Annotated in this window: 20 protein-coding genes and 2 pseudogenes; 14 read left to right on the plus strand and 8 right to left on the minus strand. The window is 58.7% G+C overall.

The window, feature by feature from the left end:
• Together ACZYSM_RS24740 and ACZYSM_RS24745 are read right to left on the minus strand one after the other, a co-directional pair.
• A partial coding sequence (locus tag ACZYSM_RS24740; RefSeq protein ID WP_489075571.1) for a beta strand repeat-containing protein occupies window positions 1–3,052 on the minus strand: 3,052 nt, incomplete at its 3' end.
• A gap of 89 nt (window positions 3,053–3,141) precedes the next feature.
• On the minus strand, window positions 3,142–3,531 hold the full coding sequence (locus tag ACZYSM_RS24745; RefSeq protein WP_489075573.1) for a PilZ domain-containing protein: 390 nt from the start codon (window positions 3,529–3,531) through the stop codon (window positions 3,142–3,144).
• A gap of 641 nt (window positions 3,532–4,172) precedes the next feature.
• On the opposite strand from ACZYSM_RS24745, the gene ACZYSM_RS24750 reads away from it, so the two are divergent.
• The 3 genes from ACZYSM_RS24750 to ACZYSM_RS24760 are packed head-to-tail and all read left to right on the plus strand — an operon-like array spanning window position 4,173 to window position 9,089.
• The gene (locus ACZYSM_RS24750) at window positions 4,173–5,531 is read left to right on the plus strand and encodes a TolC family outer membrane protein (protein ID WP_489075575.1); all 1,359 of its coding nucleotides are present in this window, start codon (window positions 4,173–4,175) and stop codon (window positions 5,529–5,531) included.
• A gap of 18 nt (window positions 5,532–5,549) precedes the next feature.
• Window positions 5,550–7,712 carry a type I secretion system permease/ATPase gene (locus tag ACZYSM_RS24755; RefSeq protein WP_489075577.1) on the plus strand — a complete coding sequence of 721 codons (2,163 nt, stop codon included), beginning with the start codon at window positions 5,550–5,552 and terminating at the stop codon, window positions 7,710–7,712.
• Window positions 7,713–7,721: 9 nt separating this feature from the next.
• Entirely contained in the window at window positions 7,722–9,089 is a 1,368-nt protein-coding gene (locus ACZYSM_RS24760) for an HlyD family type I secretion periplasmic adaptor subunit (RefSeq protein WP_489075579.1), read from the plus strand.
• 159 nt (window positions 9,090–9,248) lie between these two features.
• On the opposite strand, the gene ACZYSM_RS24765 is transcribed toward ACZYSM_RS24760, so the two are convergent.
• Together ACZYSM_RS24765 and ACZYSM_RS24770 are read right to left on the minus strand one after the other, a co-directional pair.
• The gene (locus ACZYSM_RS24765; protein WP_489075581.1) at window positions 9,249–9,851 is read right to left on the minus strand and encodes a tRNA-uridine aminocarboxypropyltransferase; all 603 of its coding nucleotides are present in this window, start codon (window positions 9,849–9,851) and stop codon (window positions 9,249–9,251) included.
• 13 nt (window positions 9,852–9,864) lie between these two features.
• Complete coding sequence (locus tag ACZYSM_RS24770; protein ID WP_489075583.1) at window positions 9,865–10,758, minus strand: LysR family transcriptional regulator; 894 nt, start codon at window positions 10,756–10,758, stop codon at window positions 9,865–9,867.
• A 367-nt stretch (window positions 10,759–11,125) separates the two neighbouring features.
• Here ACZYSM_RS24770 and speB point away from each other — a divergent pair, with 367 nt between their 5' ends.
• The 5 genes and pseudogenes from speB to ACZYSM_RS24795 all read left to right on the plus strand — a co-directional run bounded on the left by speB (window position 11,126) and on the right by ACZYSM_RS24795 (window position 15,218).
• On the plus strand, window positions 11,126–12,076 hold the full coding sequence (gene speB, locus ACZYSM_RS24775; protein ID WP_419114954.1) for an agmatinase: 951 nt from the start codon (window positions 11,126–11,128) through the stop codon (window positions 12,074–12,076).
• A gap of 56 nt (window positions 12,077–12,132) precedes the next feature.
• Window positions 12,133–12,387: pseudogene (locus ACZYSM_RS24780) on the plus strand (cytosine permease); the annotation flags it as partial.
• 92 nt (window positions 12,388–12,479) lie between these two features.
• Window positions 12,480–13,859 (plus strand): sodium:solute symporter family protein, encoded by a 1,380-nt coding sequence (locus tag ACZYSM_RS24785; protein WP_489075585.1) that lies wholly within the window; start codon window positions 12,480–12,482, stop codon window positions 13,857–13,859.
• A 101-nt stretch (window positions 13,860–13,960) separates the two neighbouring features.
• On the plus strand, window positions 13,961–14,686 hold the full coding sequence (locus ACZYSM_RS24790) for an MBL fold metallo-hydrolase (RefSeq protein ID WP_489075587.1): 726 nt from the start codon (window positions 13,961–13,963) through the stop codon (window positions 14,684–14,686).
• A 280-nt stretch (window positions 14,687–14,966) separates the two neighbouring features.
• On the plus strand, window positions 14,967–15,218 hold the full coding sequence (locus tag ACZYSM_RS24795; protein WP_489075589.1) for an acyl carrier protein: 252 nt from the start codon (window positions 14,967–14,969) through the stop codon (window positions 15,216–15,218).
• Window positions 15,219–15,342: 124 nt separating this feature from the next.
• Here the strand turns inward: ACZYSM_RS24795 and ACZYSM_RS24800 are convergent, their stop codons facing one another.
• Window positions 15,343–15,471, minus strand: a complete 129-nt coding sequence (locus ACZYSM_RS24800; RefSeq protein WP_489075591.1) for a PA1414 family protein — start codon at window positions 15,469–15,471, stop codon at window positions 15,343–15,345.
• Window positions 15,472–15,610: 139 nt separating this feature from the next.
• Window positions 15,611–16,504 (minus strand): putrescine utilization regulator PtrR, encoded by an 894-nt coding sequence (gene ptrR, locus ACZYSM_RS24805; protein WP_489075593.1) that lies wholly within the window; start codon window positions 16,502–16,504, stop codon window positions 15,611–15,613.
• A gap of 103 nt (window positions 16,505–16,607) precedes the next feature.
• On the opposite strand from ptrR, the gene ACZYSM_RS24810 reads away from it, so the two are divergent.
• Window positions 16,608–17,798, plus strand: coding sequence for an MFS transporter (locus ACZYSM_RS24810; protein WP_489075595.1), 1,191 nt, complete (start codon window positions 16,608–16,610; stop codon window positions 17,796–17,798).
• On the opposite strand, the gene ACZYSM_RS24815 is transcribed toward ACZYSM_RS24810, so the two are convergent.
• On the minus strand, window positions 17,746–18,675 hold the full coding sequence (locus ACZYSM_RS24815) for a DMT family transporter (RefSeq protein WP_489075597.1): 930 nt from the start codon (window positions 18,673–18,675) through the stop codon (window positions 17,746–17,748). The two genes, ACZYSM_RS24810 and ACZYSM_RS24815, sit on opposite strands and share 53 nt — an antisense overlap.
• Before the next feature lie 29 nt (window positions 18,676–18,704).
• Entirely contained in the window at window positions 18,705–19,541 is an 837-nt protein-coding gene (locus ACZYSM_RS24820; protein WP_150804402.1) for a CvfB family protein, read from the minus strand.
• A gap of 351 nt (window positions 19,542–19,892) precedes the next feature.
• Here ACZYSM_RS24820 and ACZYSM_RS24825 point away from each other — a divergent pair, with 351 nt between their 5' ends.
• The 5 genes and pseudogenes from ACZYSM_RS24825 (at window position 19,893) to ACZYSM_RS24845 (ending at window position 23,065) form a co-directional block, all read left to right on the plus strand.
• Window positions 19,893–20,081, plus strand: coding sequence for a hypothetical protein (locus ACZYSM_RS24825; RefSeq protein WP_017337097.1), 189 nt, complete (start codon window positions 19,893–19,895; stop codon window positions 20,079–20,081).
• Between the two features lie 213 nt (window positions 20,082–20,294).
• Window positions 20,295–20,553, plus strand: a pseudogene (locus ACZYSM_RS24830) (TorF family putative porin); the annotation flags it as partial.
• A 143-nt stretch (window positions 20,554–20,696) separates the two neighbouring features.
• Window positions 20,697–21,566 carry a DUF6279 family lipoprotein gene (locus ACZYSM_RS24835; protein WP_489075599.1) on the plus strand — a complete coding sequence of 290 codons (870 nt, stop codon included), beginning with the start codon at window positions 20,697–20,699 and terminating at the stop codon, window positions 21,564–21,566.
• Between the two features lie 146 nt (window positions 21,567–21,712).
• A complete protein-coding gene (locus tag ACZYSM_RS24840) occupies window positions 21,713–22,459 on the plus strand; it encodes a DUF899 domain-containing protein (protein ID WP_489075601.1) in 747 nt (248 codons plus the stop codon).
• A gap of 135 nt (window positions 22,460–22,594) precedes the next feature.
• Entirely contained in the window at window positions 22,595–23,065 is a 471-nt protein-coding gene (locus ACZYSM_RS24845) for an AraC family transcriptional regulator (RefSeq protein WP_489075603.1), read from the plus strand.
• Window positions 23,066–23,259 lie beyond the last annotated feature (194 nt).

A 23,259-nucleotide genomic window follows, 5' to 3' on the forward strand; every position in this document is an offset into this window, starting at 1 on the left:
CGTCATCGACATCGGTGTCATTGGCCAGCACATCGAGGGTCAGGGTCTGGTTCTCTGTGCCAGCGGCTACATCGGCCACCGCTACCGGAGCGTCATTGGTGCCGGTGATCGTTACGTCCACCGTGGAACTCGAGAGTGCTCCGTGTTCATCCTGCATCTGGTAGCTGAGTGTCACATGCTCGATGACGCCTTGCGCCAGGTGGTCGAAGTTGGTCCCCGGGTTGAACAGCAGCTGGTTGCCGACCACGCTGGCGCTGCCCTTGTTCGCCGGCGCACTGACCGAGTTCAGCGTGAACAGGTGGCCGTCGTCAGCATCGGTGTCGTTGCTCAGCACGTCGAGGGTGAGGGTCTGGTTCTCTGTACCGGCGGCCACATCAGCCACCGCCACCGGCGCATCGTTGGTGCCGGTGATGGTCACCACCACGCTGCTGGTCGAGGGCGCGCCGTGCTCATCGGTCATGGTGTAGCTGAGTGTGACGCTGGCCGTGGCGCCTTGCGCCAGATGGTCGAAGTCGCTCCCCGGGTTGAACACCAGCTGGTTGCCGACCACGCTGGCCGTGCCCTGGCTTGCCGGCGCGCTGGCGCTGACCAAGGTGAACACATGGTTGTCATCGACGTCGGTGTCATTGGCCAGCACGTCGATAGTGAGGGTCTGGTTCTCTGTACCTGCGGCCACATCAGCCACCGCCACCGGAGCGTCGTTGGTGCCGGTGATGGTCACATCCACCGTGGAACTCGAAATCGCCCCGTGTTCGTCCTGCATCTGGTAGCTGAGCGTCACGTGCTCGACCGCACCCTGCGCCAGGTGGTCGAAGTCGGCCCCCGGGTTGAACACCAGCTGGTTGCCGACCACGCTGGCGCTGCCCTTGTTCGCCGGCGCACTGGCCGAGTTCAGCGTGAACAGGTGGCCGTCGTCAACATCGGTGTCATTGGCCAGCACGTCGATCGTCAGGGTCTGGTTTTCCGTGCCAGCAGCCACATCGGCCACCGCCACCGGGCCGTCATTGGTGCCAGTGATCAACCATGACACCGACTCGGGAGTCGTGGCGATGCCGTCGGTAACACCAAAGCTTACCGTCACCGTCATCGGCGCGCCTGCTGCGAGGTGTTGGTAGGCAGCGTTTGTCGGGTCAAGCGTGAAAGAATGCGTTGCCGCGTCATAGCTCACGCCGGCAGGCAGAGAGGCCTGGACGTTAACGACAGAGAGTGTCGTGCCATGATCGACATCTGACGCGTCTGCTAGCGAGTTCAACGTGACGCTTTGCCCGTCCTCGGTGGCGTTGCCGGTTACTGTGCCCGTCACCACCGGCGCGTCGTTGGTGCCGGTGATCAACCATGACACCGACTCGGGAGTCGTGGCGATGCCGTCGGTAACACCAAAGCTTACCGTCACCGTCATCGGCTCGCCTGCTGCGAGGTGTTGGTAGGCAGCGTTTGTCGGGTCAAGCGTGAAAGAATGCGTTGCCGCGTCATAGCTCACGCCGGCAGGCAGAGAGGCCTGGACGTTAACGACAGAGAGTGTCGTGCCATCATCGACATCTGACGCGTCTGCTAGCGCGTTCAACGTGACGGCTTGCCCGTCCTCGGTGGCGTTGCCGGTTACTGTGCCTGTCACCACCGGCGCGTCGTTGGTGCCGGTGATGGTCACATCCACCGTGGAACTCGAGATCGCTCCGTACTGGTCCTGCATCTGGTAGCTGAGCGTCACGTGCTCGACCGCACCCTGCGCCAGGTGGTCGAAGTCGGCCCCCGGGTTGAACACCAGCTGGTTGCCGACCACACTGGCGCTGCCCTTGCTTGCTGGCGCACTGGCCGAGTTCAGCGTGAACACATGGTTGTCATCGACATCAGTGTCATTGCTCAGCACATCGAGGGTCAGCGTCTGGTTTTCCGTGCCGGCAGCCACATCGGCCACCGCCACCGGAGCGTCGTTGGTGCCAGTGATGGTCACATCCACCGTGGAACTCGAAATCGCCCCGTGTTCATCCTGCATCTGATAACTGAGCGTCACATGCTCGACCGCACCCTGCGCCAGATGATCGAAATTGGTCCCAGGGTTGAACACCAGCTGGTTGCCGACCACGCTGACGGTGCCCTTGTTCGCCGGCGCACTCGCCGAGTTCAGCGTGAACAGGTGGCCGTCATCGACGTCGGTGTCATTGACCAGCACGTTGATCGTCAGGGTCTGGTTCTCCGTACCGGCGGCTACATCGGCCACCGCTACCGGACCGTCGTTGGTGCCGGTAATCAACCATGACACCGACCCGGGAGTCGTGGCGATTCCGTCGGTAACACCAAAGCTCACCGTCACCGTCATCGGCGCGCCTGCTGCGAGGTGTTGGTAGGCAGCGTTCGTCGGGTCAAGCGTGAAAGAATGCGTTGCCGCGTCATAGCTCACGCCGGCAGGCAGAGAGGCCGGGACGTTAACGACAGAAAGTGTCGTGCCATGATCGACGTCTGAGGCGTGTGCTAGCGCGCTCAACGTGACGGCATGCCCGTCCTCGGTGGCATTGTCGGTTACTGTGCCCGTCACCACCGGCGCGTCGTTGCGACCCGCAAACTGCACCGTCGCAGTGGCCCAACTGAGCGTGCCGTTACCGAGACGAATCGCATAGGTAAAGCTGTCCGTCAGGGACTCGCCAGCAGCAAGCGCCTGGAGTTGTGCCTTGAAAGCATCCGACAAAGTAGCGGCGTCGTATCCGACCTTGCCATCCTGGGTGATCCAGATCTTGGCACCCTGGTGACTGTGGTCACCACTGAGCGGATCAAGCGCCTCAATTCTGCTCGTGTCTTGGGTCAGGAGGTCGGCAGGGGCATAGATCTTGGTCGCAGTGGAAGCGCTGAGCGCATCATCAAGCGACCAAAGCGTTTTCGCGTTGCCGCCGAGATCATTGGACATGACGTCCAGATACACGATCCCCTGCAGATCTTCAGTGATGGTCGCGCTGCCCGTGCCAATAACACCCGTAGTGAAGATGTCATCCGTTGCCTGCGGCGTGTTGGAAAACGAAGTAACGGTTCCGCCGCTGGTAGTTGTGGTGGTGGTAGCCATGTCTTACTCCCGAGAATGCCAGTTCTTTTAAGAGTCGCTACGGACTGCCAACAGCCACAAAACGGACTCTTCCTTAATTCACGAACACCTTACGCCGCAGGCACCATCCGGCTGGCGAGCAGCTTCACGCCCACCCCGGTCCGACTGCCCTGTGGCTCGATGCGCACAATTTGTCCTTGCGCCCTGAACTTCATAGGGTCGCCCGGAGTGTCGAATACGATCTCGAAGTCAATAAACCCACCCACCTGTCGCTTGCTATCGGTTGCAAAATACCAACCGGATGGGCTGACGTTATGGGTGACGCCGCGGCCGACTGCCAGGCCTGACGGGATGGGCGCTGCCGGTAGAGGGGCGCCGGTATCGTGAAGGTGGAGAAGTTCGCCGCGCTTGAGGAGCGAGCCGCAGGACAGGTTGGGCGAACGTGGGGTCGAGCCTGCGGCTGCGCTGCGCATGGCACGCAATAAACTGAGAGCACCCATATAAAAGGGACTCCTGAAATAATGGCTGGGTGGGGCCGTGTCTTGAAGTAGCACTGACTCAGGGAGACGGCCTTTCCTGATATCAGTTTGATAGGTGTTTAGTTGTCGGGTCAGGCTTTGTAAAGGTGTTACCCGATGGGAAATGTGCAATGCGCCAATATTCCGACAGATGGGTGTTATTGCGCTGATACTGCGCCGTTATTTTGGCGATCTATTTTTGGCGACGGGGCTCGCAGGTGGGTTGTTTCTCCTAAGGCAAAACCGAATGAAATCAGCTTCTCGCCAGGACAGCCCTCTTGCAAAAGCAGCGTCACGTTTTTTTGAGAACAGTGCCAAAAAAATGCCAATCAAAAAAACGTCATCGCCTCCCCCACTTCCCTGCCCTATATTGAAAAAGTGATGAACTTTCGTTCAGACCGCCAAAGCTCCCTAGAGCTTATAAATCAAGGGGTCTTCGGTTTGAACAATGTGCTGGATTTAGCAGAGCGCATACGTTTTTTTGATATAGGCCTTATGAGAAATTCTTCTTAGCTTCTCTCCAAGATGTTCTTAGCTCTCTGTTACAAACCTGAAACGGTTTTACCTATAAAAGTCGTCAATTATTTGGCGACCAATAATAAGCACCATCAGGATCAGGGACTATGGGCGTTTTGAAACCCCTCTACAGCGCGATTTTATTGGCCATGGCTTGTTCATATCAGGCCCAGGCCATGTCACTGACCGAAGCGATTCAGAGCACACTGGATAACCATCCGGAACTGCATGCCAGTGAGAACAATCGCTTGTCTGCCGATGAGGACGTGAAAGTCGCCAAAGGAGGCTTCTACCCTAGCGTCGATTTGAATGCCGCTTACGGGCGCGGCTACAGCGACAACAGCACCACCCGCGCGCTGGGTAATCACAACACTGAAACCCTGACTTACACCCGGTCGGAACTGCGTCTGCGGCAAATGCTGTTCGATGGTTTCAATACCACCAATGAAGTCGGGCGGACCCAATCAGTGGTCAACTCCCGGGCTTACTACACCCGTGGCACTGCCGAGAGCCTGGCCTTGCGCACCATTGAGGTGTACCTCGAAGTGCTCAAGCGCCGTGAACTGGTAACCCTGGCCAAGAACAACCTGCAGGCGCACTTGCGGATCAACGATCAGATCGGCCTGCGCACCGAACGCGGTGTGGGCAGCAACGCCGACCGCGATCAGTCAAGCGCCCGTCGGGCACTGGCGGAAAACGACTTCGATACTGCAGAAGTCGACCTGGCCGATGCTGAGGCGAATTTCTTCAGCGCGGTCGGGCGCATGCCCGATGAGCTGGAAACCCTCCCCTCGATCAGAGGCGAAGTCCCCGCCACTCTGCCCAATGCGCGGCAAAGCATGCTGGAGAACAACCCGTACCTGAAATCCGCCCAGGCTGACGTTCATGCCGCCGGGAGCCAGTACGAGGTTGCCAAGTCACCGTTCTATCCACGCTTCGATGCCGAAGCAGCAGTCGGTGCCAACGACAATATTCAAGGCGACAAGGGCCACGACAATGAATGGCGGGTCGGCGTGGTGATGAACTACAACCTGTTCAAGGGCGGCAGTGACAAAGCTCGCCTGCAATCGGACGCACACAAAATCAACCAGGCCATGGACATCCGCAACAACGCCCTGCGCATGCTCAACGAGAACATCACGCTGGCCTGGAACGCCATGGTCAACGCGAAGAAACAAACCCCGACCGCCCGTGAATACGCCGAAACCACGACCCGCGTGCGGGCTGCGTATCAGGACCAGTTCGGCCTTGGCCAACGGACCTTGCTCGACCTGCTGGACAGTGAAAACGAGCTGTACAACGCTAACCGCCGCTACACCGAAGTGCGCTACACCGAAGAGCTCTCCATGTACCGCGTTCTGGCGAACATGGGCGAGCTGTTGAACAAAGAAAAAGTGGTGGTACCTGCTGAAGCGATCGCGCAATCAGAAGTGAGAAGCGAAGCCCGTTTGCCAGAAATGAAGTAGGTAAAAGGAGAACTCAATTTGACCAGCATGGAACACGGTAGTAGCCCTGGTGTCGATCCGCGCCTGAGCTTCGATGACCCACTGTTGGACGGATTATTGATCCTCTGCAAACTTCACGACTGCACCGTCAGCCGTGCCAGCCTGAGCGCCGGGTTACCGCTGCCCCAACAGCGTCTGAGCCTGGACTTGCTACCGCGTGCCGCTGCGCGCGCCAGCTTGCAAGCGCGTTTACTGCGCCGAGAACTGGGGGCTATCTCGGCACTCAACCTGCCGGTGCTGTTGATCCTCAAACATGGCCGCTGTGCGGTCTTGCGACGCTGGGGCGACGACGGCAAGGCGCTGATTCTGCCGAGCGAAGCCGAGGGCGGTGAACAATGGGTCAGCCGTGAAGAGCTGGCCAATGACTACAGTGGCCAGGCGCTGTTCGCCCGGCCACGGCATGAACTCGAAGACTTGCGCGCGCCACTGGTGCCACGGGTCGAAGCCTGGTTCCGCGACACGCTGAAGCTGTCGCGCTGGCTGTACAGCGATGCGATTTTGGCGAGTTTCCTGATCAACCTGCTGGGGTTGATGATGCCGTTGTTCGTTATGCAGACCTATGATCGCGTGGTACCGAATCAGGCGACTTCGACGCTTTGGGTGCTGTCCATCGGGCTGTTGATCGGCACCGGTTTCGAACTGGTGCTACGGGTAGTCCGCGCCCACCTGCTGGACCAGGCCGGGAAGAAAACCGACATCATCCTTTCCGCCACCTTGTTTGAGCGCATCACCGGCATGTCGATGAAGGCGAAGCCTGCGACCATCGGCGGCTTTGCCCAGAGCATCCACGACTTTCAGGGCCTGCGGGAATTTCTCACCGCCGTGACCCTGACCAGCCTGATCGACCTGCCGTTCGCCGTGCTGATGCTGGTGGTGATCGGCCTGCTCGGCGGCTGGCTGGTGGTAATCCCGTTGCTGGCCTTCCCCATCACGATTCTCTTCGCCATGCTGATTCAGGTCCGCCTGCGCGACACCGTGAAGAAAAGCCTGAGCCTGGGCGCCGAACGCCAGGCGCTGCTGATCGAAACCCTCGGCAGCCTGGAAACCCTCAAGGCTTGCAGCGCCGAAAGCGAACGCCAGCACAAATGGGAAAGCACACACGGCGCGCTGACCCGACTGGACAGCCACGCGCGCAACCTGTCGGCGCTGGCCGCCAACGGTACATTGTTCATTCAGCAGTTCTCCGGCATGGCGACCATTGTCGCCGGGGTCTACAGCATCATCGCCGGCAACCTCACCGTCGGCGCCCTGGTGGCGAGCTACATGCTTGGCAGTCGGGTACTGGCTCCGCTCGGGCAAATCGTCGGGCTGATCACCCGCTATCAACAAGCCCAACTGACCATGCGCAGCACCGATGTGCTGATGTCGCTGCCGCAAGAACGCGACGCCAAACAGCGGCCGCTGGAGCGCACTCAATTGCAGGGTGGGCTGGATGTCAGCCAGGTCACCTTCCGCTACAACGGGCAAAACGCACCGGCTCTGGCCAATATCAGTTTCAGCATGAAACCCGGTGAACGAATCGGCATCATCGGCCGCAGCGGCTCGGGCAAAAGTACCCTGGCGCGGTTGGTCATGGGATTTTATGCACCGCAGGAAGGCCAACTGCTGCTCGACGGTCTCGACCTGCGGCAACTGGATGTCGCCGACCTGCGCCAGCAAATCGGTTATGTCGCCCACGACCTTCCGCTGCTGGCCGGCAGCCTGCGCGACAACCTGACCCTCGGCGCCCGCTATATCAGCGACTCGCGGATGTTCGAAGTCGCCGAGCTGACCGGTGTTACTGAACTCGCCCGCCAACACCCGCAAGGCTTTGACCGGCCTGTGGGCGAGCGCGGCCAGTTGCTTTCCGGAGGTCAGCGTCAAGCGGTGCTGCTGGCCCGAGCGTTGTTGCTCGACCCGCCGATCATGGTGCTCGACGAACCCACTAGCGCCATGGACAACAGCAGCGAAGATGTTCTGCGCCAACGTTTGCACAAGTGGGTTCAGGGCAAGACCTTGCTGCTGGTCACCCACCGCACCTCGATGCTCAGCCTGGTGGACCGGCTGGTGGTGCTGGACAACGGCCGGATCGTCGCCGACGGTCCGAAAGAAGCGGTCATCGATGCACTGCGCAAGGGCCGTGTCGGCACTGCGGCTGTTTAGGAGTCGCCTATGTCTGGTTCATCGCCTGCTTCATCAAGACCACGCGGCTATTTCAGCAGCTTCAGCAAAAGTGCGGAAAGCGAATTCATGCCCGACGTCGCTGGTGCATCGCTGCAGGATTCGCCGCGCTGGTCGCGGATGACAGTGTGGATCTCCGCGGCGCTGATCATCACCGCGCTGGTCTGGGCCAAATTCGCCGTGCTGCAAGAAGTCACCATGGGTGAAGGCAAGGCCATACCGTCGAGCAAGGTTCAGGTGATCCAAAACCTGGAGGGCGGCATTGTCACCGAGATCTTCGTACGTGAAGGGCAAATGGTAAACAAGGGCGATACCCTGCTGCGCCTCGATGACACACGGTTTCTGTCCAATAAGGGCGAGAGCGAAGCGGATCGCCTTGCCTTGATCGCAAAGGTCGAGCGGCTGTCTGCCGAGGCCGAGGGTCGGCCTTTCAAGCTCTCCGACGAGGTCATCGCCAAAGCCCCGCAAGTGGCAGAAGACGAGCGTTCGCTGTTCGAACAACGGCAACGTCGCCTGGCCAGCGAGCAACGCACACTGACGGAACAACTTCGGCAAAAAACCCAGGAACTGGTAGAGTTTCGTTCCAAACAGAGCCAGTTCAGTTCCAGCCTGAGTTTGCTGCAACAGGAAATGAACATGTCGGCGCCGCTGGTGGGAACCGGCGCGGTTTCACCAGTGGAAATCCTTCGTCTCAAACGCAGTGAAGTGGAGATTCGTGGCTCGTTGAACGCCACCACCCTGGCCATTCCACGGGCCGAATCGGCGATCAATGAGATCAAGAGCAAGCTCGATGAATCGGTGCAGAGCTTCCGCTCGGACGCAGCCAAGGAGCTCAACGAAAAACGCACCGACCTGTCGAAAATCACCGCGTCGAGCATCGCCATCGATGACCGGGTGACCCGCACCACGGTGGTTTCACCGGTGCACGGGGTGATCAAGCAATTGAAGGTCAACACCATCGGCGGCGTGGTCCAGCCAGGCAGCGACATGGTGGAAATCGTGCCGCTTGAAGACAACCTGCTGATCGAAGCCAAAGTCCGGCCACAGGACGTAGCCTTCCTGCATCCCGGGCAGAAAGCCATGGTCAAGTTCAGCGCCTATGACTACACCATCTATGGCGGCTTAAGCGCCAGACTCGAACTGATCGGCGCCGACACCATCACCGACGACAAGGGCAACAGCTTCTACCTGATCCAGGTGCGCACCGACAAAAACCACCTGGGCGGCGACGTCAAACCGTTGCTGATCATCCCCGGTATGGTCGCCACCGTGGACATCATCACTGGTGAGAAAAGCGTGCTGGATTACTTGCTTAAACCAGTGCTCAAAGCCAGGACCGAGGCGATGCGCGAGAGGTAGATTTTTGCCGGAATCCGCTGCGATTGGTCTATTGTTATCGCGAGCAGGCTCGCTCCCACAGTGGATCTCCTGTGAACACAATATCTGTGACCACCGCAGATCAAATAATGTGGGAGCGAGCCTGCTCGCGATGAAGGCAACTCGGTCCTACCTTCAAAGTTACCGCCCCTCCCCACCATGATTTTTCTGAAAAACCTCCTCCCCCATCGCCGCAATCTGCCCTTCGATCAATGCCTCAAACGGCCGCAACAGCGGCTCGAACGAGGTGGGTGCTTCAAGGGTTTGCAATGCCTGGACGATCGCTTCCAGCGTTGACAACGCCCCTGGCCCCGGTGCCTTTCGCAGGCGATAACGCGACACCGCGTCCTCAGCCAATGTCACGCGCGGCAACGCCGCCAACAGCGGATTGAGGTGCAGCAACTTGCGTGCTTTGCGCCAAGTGCCGTCCGGGACCACCAAGAGCAGCGGTTGATCCGACGAGGTGTAGGCCTGCAACGGTTGCGCATCATCCGCCGGAAACAGCAGGCGCACTTGATAGCCGGGTGGGTTCAACAGCGCAGGCAAATCCTCGAACACCTCCCCCACAATCAACTCTGCATTGATCAAGCCCAATGCTGCCAGACGCGCGGTGTTCAGCGCATGGTTCACCTCGCTTGGATGCTGCAATAGCAGCACCCGGGTGCGGCTGTCCATTTGCGGGATCAGCGGGCACAGGCAGTGGGCTTCAGGGCGCAGGCATCGGGCGCATTGTCTTCTGGACATGAGGTTCTCCCGATCAGACCTGGTTAAGCTGTGCTTTGAGCAAATCGCGGAAGGTCTGGATCAGAGGTTCACGGCTGCGACCACGGCGCACGATCATCGAGAACGGTGCCTGATAACCAAAGGTCGCTGGCAGCAGCACGCGCAAATCACCCTTGTCGGCCCAAGCCTGGGCGTAATGCTCCGGTAAGTAACCGATGTAGGCGCCGGACAGCACCAGAATCAATTGCGCCTCCATACTCTCCACCGTCGCCGCACTGTGCTTGAAGCCGTGGCGAGCCAGTTCGGCCTGGCTCCAGTAACCGCGACCGACCATGCGCTGCTGGGTGATGACTTGCTCGGGAATGCGCCGCTCGGTGAACAATGGATGACGATTGCTGCAATACAACCAGTGCTGCTCGCGGTACAGCGGCATATAGACCAGCCCGCTCATGCGCGTGGAGAACGCACCGATGGCCAGGTCCAGACGGTTGTCCTGAACGCCAAGCTGCAGCTCATAGGGACTCATGACGGATAAATGCAAATGCACCGCCGGGTGTTCCTGGCTGTAGGCGCCAATGGCTTCGGCAAACGGCAGGGCCTTGTCGCTGACGGTCGAGTCGATCACCCCAAGATTGAGCGTGCCACGCAACTCGCCCTTGAGGGCGGCAGCGTATTGCTCGAAGCCTTCCAGCTCGCCGAGCAGACGCAGGGTTTCCTGATGGAACAACTCGCCTTTGCTGGTCAGGCTGAAACCGCCCCGGCCGCGATGGCAAAGCACCAGACCCAACGCCGCTTCGAGCTGACTCATGTAAGTACTGATGGCCGACGTCGACAGGTTGAGCTCCTGCTGAGCATTGGCAAACCCCTGATGCCGCACCACGCTGATGAAGATGCGCAATAGTTTCAGGTCAGGTAAAGCGTTGGCCATGGGGGGGCTCCAGTTGGAAAATGTGCTGTCTGTCAGAACCACCCCTCACCCCAGCCCTCTCCCCACAGGGGAGAGGGGGCTGACCGAGGTGGATTCGGCAGATACTGCGACCTGAAACATCGAGTCGAACTCAGGTTTGAAAACGACAAGGATCGGCTCCCTTTCCCCCTCTACCCCGTGGGGAGAGGGTTGGGGTGAGGGGTCGATCTTGAACCTGCCACCAATCTCACTGCCACAAAGTCTATCTTTCCCCACTCCATTAGTTTAGAAAAATCTGAACTAAGTATTTGCCGGTAGCGATTCTTCTCGCTCACTACATTTCGCAGAATCGCCCCCTGACAAATAAAACAACGATGAGGCCCTACCCGTGGACAAGATTCTTCACCAACCACTGGGCGGCAATGAAATGCCGCGCTTCGGCGGCATCGCCACCATGCTGCGACTCCCCCATTTGCAATCCGCTGCCGGCCTGGACGCTGCCTTCATCGGCGTCCCGCTGGACATCGGCACTTCGCTGCGCCCTGGCACCCGCTTCGGCCCACGTGAGATTCGCGCTGAATCGGTGATGATCCGCCCGTATAACATGGCCACCGGTGCCGCGCCGTTCGACTCGCTGTCGGTCGCCGACATCGGTGACGTGGCAATCAACACCTTCAACCTGCTGGAATCCGTGCGCATCATCGAAGAAGCCTACGACGACATCCTCGAGCACAATGTTATCCCCCTGACCCTGGGTGGCGACCACACCATCACCCTGCCGATCCTGCGTGCCATTCACAAGAAGCACGGCAAGGTCGGTCTGGTGCATATCGACGCCCACGCCGATGTGAACGATCACATGTTTGGCGAGAAAATCGCCCACGGCACGACCTTCCGTCGCGCCGCGGAAGAAGGCCTTCTGGACTGCGACCGCGTGGTACAGATTGGTTTGCGGGCTCAGGGCTACACCGCTGAAGACTTCAACTGGAGCCGTAAACAGGGCTTCCGTGTGATTCAGGCCGAAGAATGCTGGCACCACTCGATGGCACCACTGATGGCTGAAGTGCGCGAAAAAGTCGGTGGCGGCCCGGTGTACCTGAGCTTCGACATCGACGGCATCGACCCGGCTTGGGCGCCTGGCACCGGCACCCCGGAAATCGGCGGCCTGACCACCATTCAAGCAATCGAGATCATCCGCGGTTGCCAGGGTCTCGACCTGATCGGCTGCGATCTGGTAGAAGTCTCGCCACCTTACGACACCACCGGTAACACCTCGCTGCTGGGCGCCAACCTGCTGTACGAAATGCTCTGCGTACTGCCGGGCGTTGCCCACCGCTGAGGAATGACCATGAGCGAACGTGATCAGGTGTTGAAAGCTGCCGCCGAACGGGTGTCGGCCTAGCTACCTGGATCCCGGGCGCACGGGTCGGTCTGTGCTTCGTCAACCTGCCGGGACAGTTCCTCGGCCCGCTGGGAAACCTGGCTGGCGGCATCGATATCAGCTTGCCGGTGTCCCCTGGTCTGCCTTCGCTGGTGTAACTGACACTGCTGAGCCTGTTCCCTGAGCCGACATTGGTTTTCAGCCCGAACGACCCACGCAGCATGCGCACGGATTCGCGCGCCAAACCTGTAATACGACAAACATCCTGATTCAAGCACATGACCTGAGGGAACGGGCTAGCCCGTTCCCTCAGGTTCGAGTTTGGTTTCACCATAAAAAAGACAATCGGAGACACGCTGTAATGGCTTTGGATTTATTTGTTGTTCTCATCTATGCCGCCGGCATGCTGGTGCTCGGCTACTACGGCATGCGCAAGGCCAAGACCCATGAAGACTACCTGGTGGCCGGTCGCAACCTCGGCCCTACCCTGTACATGGGCACTATGGCCGCCACCGTACTCGGCGGCGCGTCGACAGTCGGCACCGTGCGCCTGGGTTATGTCCACGGGATCTCCGGTTTCTGGCTCTGCGCCGCACTGGGCTGCGGTATCATCGCGCTGAACCTGTTCCTGGCCAAACCGCTGCTCAAGCTGCGGATCTTCACCGTCACCCAGATCCTGGAAAAACGCTACAACCCGATGGCCCGGCAGGCCAGCGCGGTGATCATGCTGGCGTACGCGCTGATGATCGGCGTGACCTCGATCCTCGCCATCGGTACCGTGCTGCAAGTGCTGTTCGGCCTGCCGTTCTGGATTTCGGTGATGCTCGGTGGTGGTGTGGTGGTGGTTTACTCGACCATCGGCGGCATGTGGTCGCTGACCCTGACTGATATCGTCCAGTTCGTGATCAAGACTGTCGGCCTGATGTTCGTCCTGCTGCCGATCTGCCTGTACCGCGTCGGCGGTTGGGATCAGTTGGTCACCAAGTTGCCAGCGTCCAGTTTCAGCTTCACCACCATCGGCTGGGACACGATCATCACTTACTTCCTGATCTACTTCTTCGGGATCCTGATCGGTCAAGACATCTGGCAGCGCGTGTTCACCGCCAAAAATGAAAAAGTCGCGCAATACGCAGGCACCTTCGCCGGTTTCTACTGCATTGCTTACGGCCTGGCCTGCGCCCTGATCGGCATGGCCGCTCACGTGCTGCTGCCGGACCTGGACAACGTCAACAACGCCTTCGCAGCGATCGTCAAAGTGTCCTTGCCAGACGGTCTTCGCGGCCTGGTGATCGCCGCAGCGCTAGCAGCGATGATGTCCACTGCCAGTGCCGGCCTGCTGGCCGCCTCCACCACCCTGACCGAAGACCTGCTGCCAAGATTGCGCGGCGGCAAACAGTCGAGCCTGAACATCAATCGCCTGTTTACCCTGCTGACCGGTCTCGTGGTGCTGGGTATCGCACTGGTAGTCAACGACGTGATCTGTGCCCTGACCTTGGCCTACAACCTGTTGGTGGGCGGCATGTTGATCCCGCTGATGGGTGCCATCTTCTGGAAACGCGCGACCACTGCCGGGGCTATTGCCAGCATGTTTCTGGGCTTTTTCACTGCATTGGCGTTCATGTTCAAGGACGGTCTGGATGCCAATACGCCGATCTATTACAGCCTGGCGGTAGGTTTGATCAGCTTCGTATTCGTCAGCCTGTTTTCCCCTCGCCCGGTGGTAGTGGCCAACGCGATCTAATCTGAGAATAGAAACGGCTTAACCATTTTCTTCGATGGGTACGGCGTCGGTTGCCGTACCCTTTTTTTCGCCTGAAGGTTCTCCCCTAAAGGAGCCCCGCCATGAAAATCGTCAGCCGAGATCAATGGTTCGAAGTCAAAAACCTGAGCGATGGTGTGCGTCTGATTCACGAGCCGTACATCCGGCCCTTCTACCGCTGCAACCTGTGGCACATTCAGGGCCGCGACAAAGACCTGTTGGTGGACAGCGGCTCCGGGCTGGTCAGCCTGCGCGAGCAACTGCCCTGGCTTACCGAACGACCGCTGCTGGCAGTGGCCAGCCATTGTCATTTCGACCACATCGCCGGCCATCACGAATTCCCCGAACGCCTGGTCCACCCGGCCGAAGCGCAGATCCTCGCCGAGCCTAATGGCGACAACACCCTGGCCACGGCTTTCGTCGGCGACGACATGTTCGAGGCTCATCCCGATTGCCCGTTGTGCTATGCCGAATACCGGGTCAAGGCCGCGCCTGCCACCCGCCTGATCGAAGAAGGCGACGTGCTCGACCTGGGTAACCGCACGCTGCAAGTACTGCACACACCCGGCCATTCTCCGGGCGGTATCAGCCTCTGGGAAGCGGCCACCGGCACGCTATTCAGCGGCGACATCATCTACGACGGCCCATTGGTCGAAAACGCCTACCACTCCAATCTCGAGGACTATGCGAAAAGCTTGCAGCGCCTGCGCAAGCTACCAATCCGCACCGTGCACGGCGGACACTTTCCGAGCTTTTCCGGGGAGCGCCTGCGCGCACTGATTGATGAGTGGAGCCGTCAGCATGAGTAATGTGTGCGGTACTGGCAATTAGCGACTGCCGTTTTTTGCAGGAAGACGGTACAAGGATCGCTAGCGTCATTTGTGACAGCTATCGCGCAACCCTGGGACGGGCCAAAAAACAACGACAACCTCCCCTGCCAGAGGTGTGTATGAACCGCACTGAAACACAACCACTAATCTGCCACGCCATCGAAAAACAATGGGCACTGAAATCGCCGCCCTTCCTCCCGGTTCACGCCTGAAAAAACTGCTCTTGAGGAGCAGCATCTGAGCCGCGTGAGGAGTGAACATGAAAAGAGCAGCCGTTCGTAACGCCGTGCATCGCTTCATCAGTCGTCTGCTGGACGGCAACGATGAATTCGATGACAACGTAAGTCTCGAGCAATTGGGTTTGGACAAGCAGGATATAGAGGACATCATCTTCCATCTCGAAGACGAGTTTGAGCTGACCGCGTTTACCAATGAGGAAGATCAGCTGCTCAAGACCGCGACCACCGCCAACGACTTGTGCCGGTTTCTAGTGAGGATTTCCCGGCATTGATGTATCGCCGACAATCACCGGTATTTCGACGGTAGACCATGCGCCTGGCTGGATCGCGCACAGTCTGTGGGAGCGGGCCCGCCCGGGAATGCTTTCAAGCTTGCCACACTCCCCTGCTCAACGATTACCGGCGGCGCTGCTCGCGGCGCCGTTGCTCGTCGTCAGTGCGGATTGGCACGGGTTGCAGAGGCGGTTCAATCAGGCCCAGAGCAACACCGAGGTCATGGAGCCAGTTTTGGATTTTCTCTTTCATGGTGCCCCCTTCAGGGTAGTGCTTAGCGACCGGGATTCTGTAGCCGCTTCATACAGATAATAGTCCGAAGTCCTACGCAATGCTCGCCCGGTATGACAATGATCTGTTACAGAATTAATTCGAATGTGTCAGGTCATACTCAGGCGCTGGCCCTGACTTCCAGTGGCTGAACCGGCCTGGCCGCCTGTTGCAACTCGATCCAGGCATTGAGGTTGGCGCCGACCATGCCCTTGCGCCACATCAGCCAAGTGGTCGCGCTGGCGAACGGCTCGGCCAACGGGTGCACCGCCACGCTTTCACGCCCCGGCAGGCTGGCAAGCATTGATTCCGACATCAGCGCCACACCGGAACCGGCAATCACACAGGCCAACATCCCCTGATACGACTCGATCTCCATCGCCCGGCCCATGGCCGCGTGATCATTGGCAAACCATGCCTCCAGACGCATGCGGTAAGAACAACCCTGACGAAAGGTGAACACGGAGCGCCCCTGCACATCCAGGGCGCTACGCACCGGCGGGTGATCGGCCTCGCTGATCAGCACCAGTTTCTCGTCGCACAGCGGCACACCGTCAAGCCCGGCCAGCTCCAATGGGCCGTCCACCAGTGCCGCGTCGAGTCGACCGGTGAGCAAGCCTTCCAGCAGCTCGCCGCTGGGACCGGATTGCACCTGCAGGTTCACTGCCGGGTAGGTGCGGTGATAATGCGCCAGCAACGCCGGAAGATGAATCGCAGCCGTGCTGTACATGGTGCCTAACACGAAGTCACCGGCCGGCTGGCCGCCCTGCACCGCAGCGTGAGCTTCGTCGTGCAAGGCAAACAGCCGCGCGGTGTAGTCCAGCAAGACTTTGCCCGCAGGCGAAAGCTGCAAGCGCTGACGCTCGCGCAGAAACAGTTCGACACCCAGTTGCTCTTCCAACTGCTTGAGCCGGGTCGACAGGTTGGACGGCACCCGATGCAGCCGTTCGGCCGCCCGGGTGATGGAGCCTTCCTCGGCAACAGCCTGGAAGATGCGCAATTGGCTGAACTCCACACCATTCTCCAAATATGAACAAGTTACTCACTATTATTCATTTTTAAAGAAAGTCAATCAGTCCTAGCCTGACGGTCATTGCTCCTTTGCAGGAATCCAGACCATGTCACCTCTGATTCGCTTACTTGCCAGTTTCATTGCCTTGATGATGGCCATGGGTATTGGCCGCTTCGCCCTTACCCCGCAATTACCGCACTTGATCAGCGAAGGTCAGATCGATCTGACTGCCGCCGGGCTTATCGCGGCGGCCAACTACCTCGGTTACTTCATTGGCGCAGTGGACGCGATGTTCGCCCGCCGTCCCGAGCAGGTTCGTCGTCGTTTGCTCAGTGGTTTGTGGTTGTGCGTGCTGCTGACACTGGCTTCGTTCTGGGCCACGGGGTTCTGGTCGCATCTGCTGCTACGCTTCGGCACCGGCGTGGCCAGTGCCTGGGTCCTGGTGATGATCACCGCGTTGAGTCAGCCGCTGGCCCTGGCAGCCGGACGCCCACGGCTCGGGGCATTGGTATTTGCCGGGCCAGGGATGGGGATTTTTCTGACAGGATTGCTGGCGCTGGGTTCGAATTTGATGGGGCAAAGCTCAGCCACGCTGTGGCTGGTATATGCCGGTGTGGCGCTGCTGATGCTGCTGGTGATTTTGCCGATTCTGCCGCAACCGGCAGCGAGTGCGACCGCGGCGCCCACTGCCGTGACCTCAGGCAACGCCGGAATCCCCCGGCTGGGCTTGATCTACGCCTTATACGGTCTGGGCTACATCATTCCCGCTACTTTTCTCTCGCAAATGGCCAATGTGCACTTTCACGGGCAATGGCAGGCCGACCTCTTCTGGCCGTGCTTCGGCCTGGCCGCGGCCACCGGCGTGGTGCTGGTCAGTTTGCGTCGGTACACCCCTAATACAACCCCGAATACCACCCGCCATTGGTTGATCGCGACGTTATGGCTGCAAGCCGCCGGAGTGTTCGCTTGCCTGCTGGGCAGCGGTCTCGGGCTGGCGTTGGGTGTGATCCTTTGCGGCACGCCGTTTTTGGCCTGCATGCAACTGGTGATGCAACGTTCGCGAGAACTGGCGCCCCACACCACCCAACGCAACGCAGGATTGCTGACGGCTTGTTTCGCCGTGGGTCAGCTCAGCGGGCCATTGCTGGCAGCACTAAGCAGCCATTTCAGTGGAGGATTGCAGCCAGCGTTGATGATTGCCGGTAGCGGGTTGCTGCTGGCTGGCGGATTATTGTTGCGCCCGGTCATTGCCCGAGCGCTTTGCGCAAACGACGTCGCACCCACTGTTCTGCGCTGACGAATGTGATGCCGAGCAACACCAGTACGGCACCGACCACGAAGTTGAAACTCAGCGGCTCACCCAACAGCACCACACCGAACGTGACGCCGAACAACGGCGTCATGAACGAGAACACCGCCAGATTCGCCGCCATGTAGCGGCGCAGCAGCCAGAACCAGGTCAGGTAACTGAAAAACGACACCACCAGGCCCTGGAACAGCACACTGGCCACAGCCACCGTAGTCAAGCTGACATGGCTGATCTGTCCGCTGAGGGCGGCAATCACCAGCAGACCAACGAAGCCTACGATCAGTTGATAAAACAGCGTCAGGGTCGCCGGCGCTTCAGACAAGCGTGAAGCGCGCACCACCACCGTGGTCGCGCCCCAAGCCGCCCCGGCCAATACGCCTAACGCATCACCCAGCAGCATCCGCCGATCAAGATTGTCCAACGACACACCGCCGGCAAACGCGAAGCTGATACCGACAAACGCGAGGAAGATCCCCAGCCATTGCAACGGTCGAAGCCGCTCGCTTGGTAGCAGCCAGTTCACGCCCAATGCCGTGAAGATCGGCGCGGTGTAGAGGAACACCGACATATGCGCAGCCGTGGTCAGTTGCAGGCCTTCGGAGATACACAGAAACTCCAGGCCAAACAGGCTGCCAGCGAGCAGACCGCCCCGCCAAGTGTTACCGACCTGGTCCCAACCACCCTTCCAGCAAATCAGCAAAGCGACCAAGACCGCAGCGATTCCAGAGCGTCCGGCAGCCTGCATGACCGGTGCGATGTCTGCGGCCGCCCATTTGATCATCACCTGCTGCACGCCCCAGATCAGGCACAGACCCATCATCACTTGCAGGGCAAAACCATCGGCGCTGCGCCGTTCAGCGCTCACCGCAAGACCTCGAAGACAGACAGAAACACTCAGCTCAGCTCGATACGATCGGCATGAATCACGATCTGCCCGTTCTTGTAGAGCGCACCAATGGCCTTTTTGAAGTTGCCCTTGCTGACGCCGAACAAGCCGCTGATCACTGCGGGGTCGCTCTTGTCGCTGACCGGCAAGGTGCCGTTGTTTTCGCGCAACTTGCTAAGGATCTTAGAGTTCAGGCTGCTGGACGCTTCTTCACCCACCGGCTGCAGGCTCAGGCTGATCTTGCCGTCGGCACGAATCTCTTTGATGAAGCCTTTTTCTTCCTTGCCGGCGCGCATGAACTTGAACACTTCGTTCTTGTGGATCAAGCCCCAGTGTTTGTTATTGATAATGGCCTTGAAGCCCATATCGGTCGCTTCGGCCACCAGCAAATTAACTTCCTGACCGACCTGGTAGTTAGCCGGGGTTTTGTCCAGGTAACGGTCCAGGCGCGCGGTGGCGGTGATGCGGCGGGTGTGCTTGTCGAGATAGACATGCACCACACAATACTCGCCGGCAGTCATCTGACGCTTTTCTTCGGAGTAAGGCAGCAACAGATCTTTAGGTAGACCCCAATCAAGGAAAACCCCGATGCTGTTCACTTCAACGACTTTCAGACTCGCAAAATCACCGACCTGAACTTTCGGCTTTTCCGTGGTTGCGATGAGTTTGTCATCGCTGTCCAGATAAATAAAAACGTTGAGCCAGTCTTCATCTTCGCTGGGAATATCTTTGGGGATGTAACGATTAGGCAACAGAATTTCGCCGTCCGCCCCACCGTCCAGGTACAAACCAAAGTTAGTGTGTTTAACCACTTGCAAGCTGTTGTAGCGCCCGACTAAAGCCATTTCCAATACCCTCATTGCGTGGGTGGCATTCTACCCGAGTTTGCCGGTACAGTTCTGCGGCCAGCCAAGTGGCCGATGAAAAACCTCTGCGCGCCTTGGTTTTCCTGACCCTGGGAACCCGCTTTGGTCCGCTCGTCAGACCGATTGGCCGGTTTTACTCTGCTGCGGCGCCGCTCAGCACCGATAGTTTTTACAGAGTTTTTTAATTAAAACAGCAGGTTAGGCGTTTATTCCGAAGATCAACTTATACTTAGTCGAGCTGTGTGCTCGGTTATTTCAGGGAGATATTTACCAAGCAATTGTCAAGTATTTCCTGTACGATGCTTGGCCAAGTTAATTTTCTACAGGTTAATGGCCGCCATGCGTGTAAAAGCATCCAACAGCAAAGCAAAGCCAGCTCCAGCCGTTGAAACCAGCGAATCGATCAACAACCAGATTGCTGCGTTCCTGAAATCCGGCGGCGAAATCCAGCAAATTGCCAAAGGCGTCAGCGGCCAGACTTTCGGCCCGTCCAAGCAAATTACTCTTGGCAAAAAATAATACCCTCGCATCACCCCCTGGTCCCTAAGCGCTTTGAGCCTCGAAGCGCTAGGACTAGAGTCCTCCCGCAACACCCCCAGCCGTAAATCAATCGCGTAAAAATAGACCAACGGACCTCTCTGTCGAGAATTCGCCGTTATGTTTGCACACGTCTAGATTGGGCGTTTCAGTAGGTTCCGCGGTCCCTGCTCCTCGCTTTCAAGGGAGTGAAGCATGCTCAAACCCTCCATTTTGCTGGTCAGCACCTTGCTGGCGTGCTCTGCCGTCAACGCGCAAATCTTCCAGCGCGAATTGGGCGACTTCGACCTCAAACTCGGCACTTCGCCCAGCCGCAGCATGGCTCAGGGGCTGGTCAAACCGTCAAGCTCCGGCTCGTTCCATGGCGGCCTGGACCTGAGTCACGACAGTGGTTGGTATGTCGGCCAATGGGCGCCCAGCATGGGTCTGAGCCCATCGAACAACCTGGAAAGCGAATGCTCAGCCTACTCCGGGCACAACACCGAATGCGACAGCCTGCTCACGTTCAAGGCCGAACGCTCCTTCTATTGAATGGCTGAACGGTCGGGCTCATTCTAGATTCAGATGCAGGACCTACGCATTCGCAAGGACTCGCCCATGTCGCGCCGGCTGAAACACTTCACGTTGCTGCTGATGTTAAGCCTCGTGCTGTCTGGCTGTAATCGCGTGAGCCTGACCTACCGCAACCTCGATGTGATCATCCCCTGGACGCTCAACGACTATCTGGACATGAACACTGAGCAAAAAGGTTGGCTCAACGAGCGGCTCAAAGAACACCTCAGCTGGCATTGCAGCACACAACTGCCTGGCTACCTCGACTGGCTGGATCGCCTGCAACACATGATCGAGACCAACCAGATCACCGACGCCGCACTGCAAGCCCGAACCCTGGAAGCCAGGCAGGCCATTGCGCAAACTGCCCGGGAAATCACCCCGTCGGCCATCGAGTTGCTTCGCAGCCTTGACGATCAACAAGTCAAAGAAATGAACGAGGCATTTGCCAAAGACATACGCAAACGCCAAAAGGACCACCTCAAAACGCCCCTGGAACAGCAGATAAAACAACGCCGCGAACGGATGAGTAAACGCCTGAATGCCTGGCTGGGCCCGCTCAGCGCAAGCCAGGAACAACGCGTCGCTGTCTGGTCGAACGTCTTAGGAGAACAAATTCAACAGGCGATCGCCAACCGCGCCCATTGGCAAGCGCTATTCAGTGCTGCCGTGGAGCAGCGTCAGAGCAGCGACTTCCCACAACGTGTCGAACAACTTCTGGTTAATCGCGAGAGCTTATGGACTCCCGTCTATCGCCAAGTCTACCGCCAGACCGAACAAGCAGTCCGCAGCCTGCTAGTGGACCTGATGGCCGAAAGCACACCGGATCAACGCCAGCATTTAGTGAAGAAGATCGATGGCCTGCGCAGCGACTTCAACGCATTGACGTGTTTGAAGGCGGCGCGACAGCGGTGATTCAGGGGGACGATGTCCCCAAAAGATCGTCCGAACGCGTCTCGATAAAACCGCCTGGTGCCTTGTCGATTTCGGACTTGGCCAAACGACTAGGCTGTGTAAACAGTCGCCCGGCAAGCGCTACAACCGTCACAGGAGGAAAGATCATGAACGCCTCGCAACAGCCCAAGGTCGTGTCCCGTGAACAATGGCTCGCGGCACGCAAAGAGCATTTGCTTCACGAAAAAGCCTTCACCCGGGAACGGGACAAACTCAGTGCCGAACGCCGGGCACTGCCGTGGGTAAAAATCGACAAACCCTACAGCTTCGAAGGCCCCGACGGACGGCTAAGCCTGGCGGACCTGTTCGGTGGCCGCAGTCAGCTGATCGTCTATCACTTCATGTTTGCAGCAGGCTGGAAAGAAGGCTGCCCAGGTTGCTCGTTCCTGTCCGATCACATCGACGGCGCCAACCAGCATTTGGCCCACCATGACGTGGCGCTGGTGGTGGTTTCCCACGCACCACTGGCCGAATTCCAGCCTTTCAAAAAGCGCATGGGCTGGAAGTTCAACTGGGTGTCTTCGGCCGGCAATGACTTCAACGCGGACTTCAAAGTGACCATCAGCGATGAAGAGCTCGCGGCCGGTACCGCCGTCTACAACTACGAAAAAAGCACCAGCACCGAAGGCGAATTACCTGGCCTCAGCGTGTTCTATCGCAACGATGCTGGTGAGATCTTCCACACCTACTCCACCTATGCGCGGGGGCTGGACATGCTGGTCGGTGCCTACAACTACCTCGACCTGACGCCCAAAGGACGTAACGAAGACCAGGCCATGAAATGGGTCCGCCATCATGATCGTTACGAAGAGCAACCGACGGCCAAGGGGGCGTCCAGCTGTTGTTCCGAGTGAGGCCATCGGTCCTGTGTTGCCTGATCAATCGCCATCGCGGGCAAACGAAACGCCACCCGCGAAGACGCCCTGACGGCCAACCACAAAAAACTGGCTGAAGTCGACTCCTTGCGACTCAAAAAAAGGAAAACAATAATGAATGTCACCCTGAAAGAACTACCACCCGCCCGCGTGGCTTACATGCGCTACACCGGCCCTTACGGCCCGGGCATCGGCACGTTCTGGCGCGAAACCGTCGCTCCATGGATGGTCGAAAACAACCTGCTGCAACGGGTGCGCTACGGCATCGGCCACGACGACCCAAAAACCACCCCACCCCATCGCTGCCGCTACGACGCCTGCGTCGAAGTCCCCGACACCTTCAACGCCGCCTACCCCACCGCCGTCACCACCCTGCCCGGCGGCCTCTACGCTGTTGCCCACTTCAAAGGTTCCGGGAAGGATATCGCCGCCGCTTGGGGCGAACTCTGTGGCACCTGGATGCCCGGCAGCGGCCTGCAATATGACTCCCGGCCCAGCTTCGAACGCTACCCGGTAGACGCGACCTACGATGAGAAAAACGACGTGCTGGAGCTCGAAATGTGTATAGCGATAAAAGCACGCTGATCGACAAACGTCTGAAGGAACTGGATAACGCACCGGCAAGGCTGACAGCTGATGAAGCGAAAAGATCAAAGCCTGCGATCTTCCTCATGTCTGGTCCTGAAACAGGTGTAAACCTGTTTCAGGACCAGACAACATTCGTCGTGCAACGCACTACGACAAACTTGCATCGCATTTTGCCCCGATTGTCAGCTCAC

The sequence above is a fragment of the Pseudomonas sp. F220 genome (genome assembly GCF_057813935.1).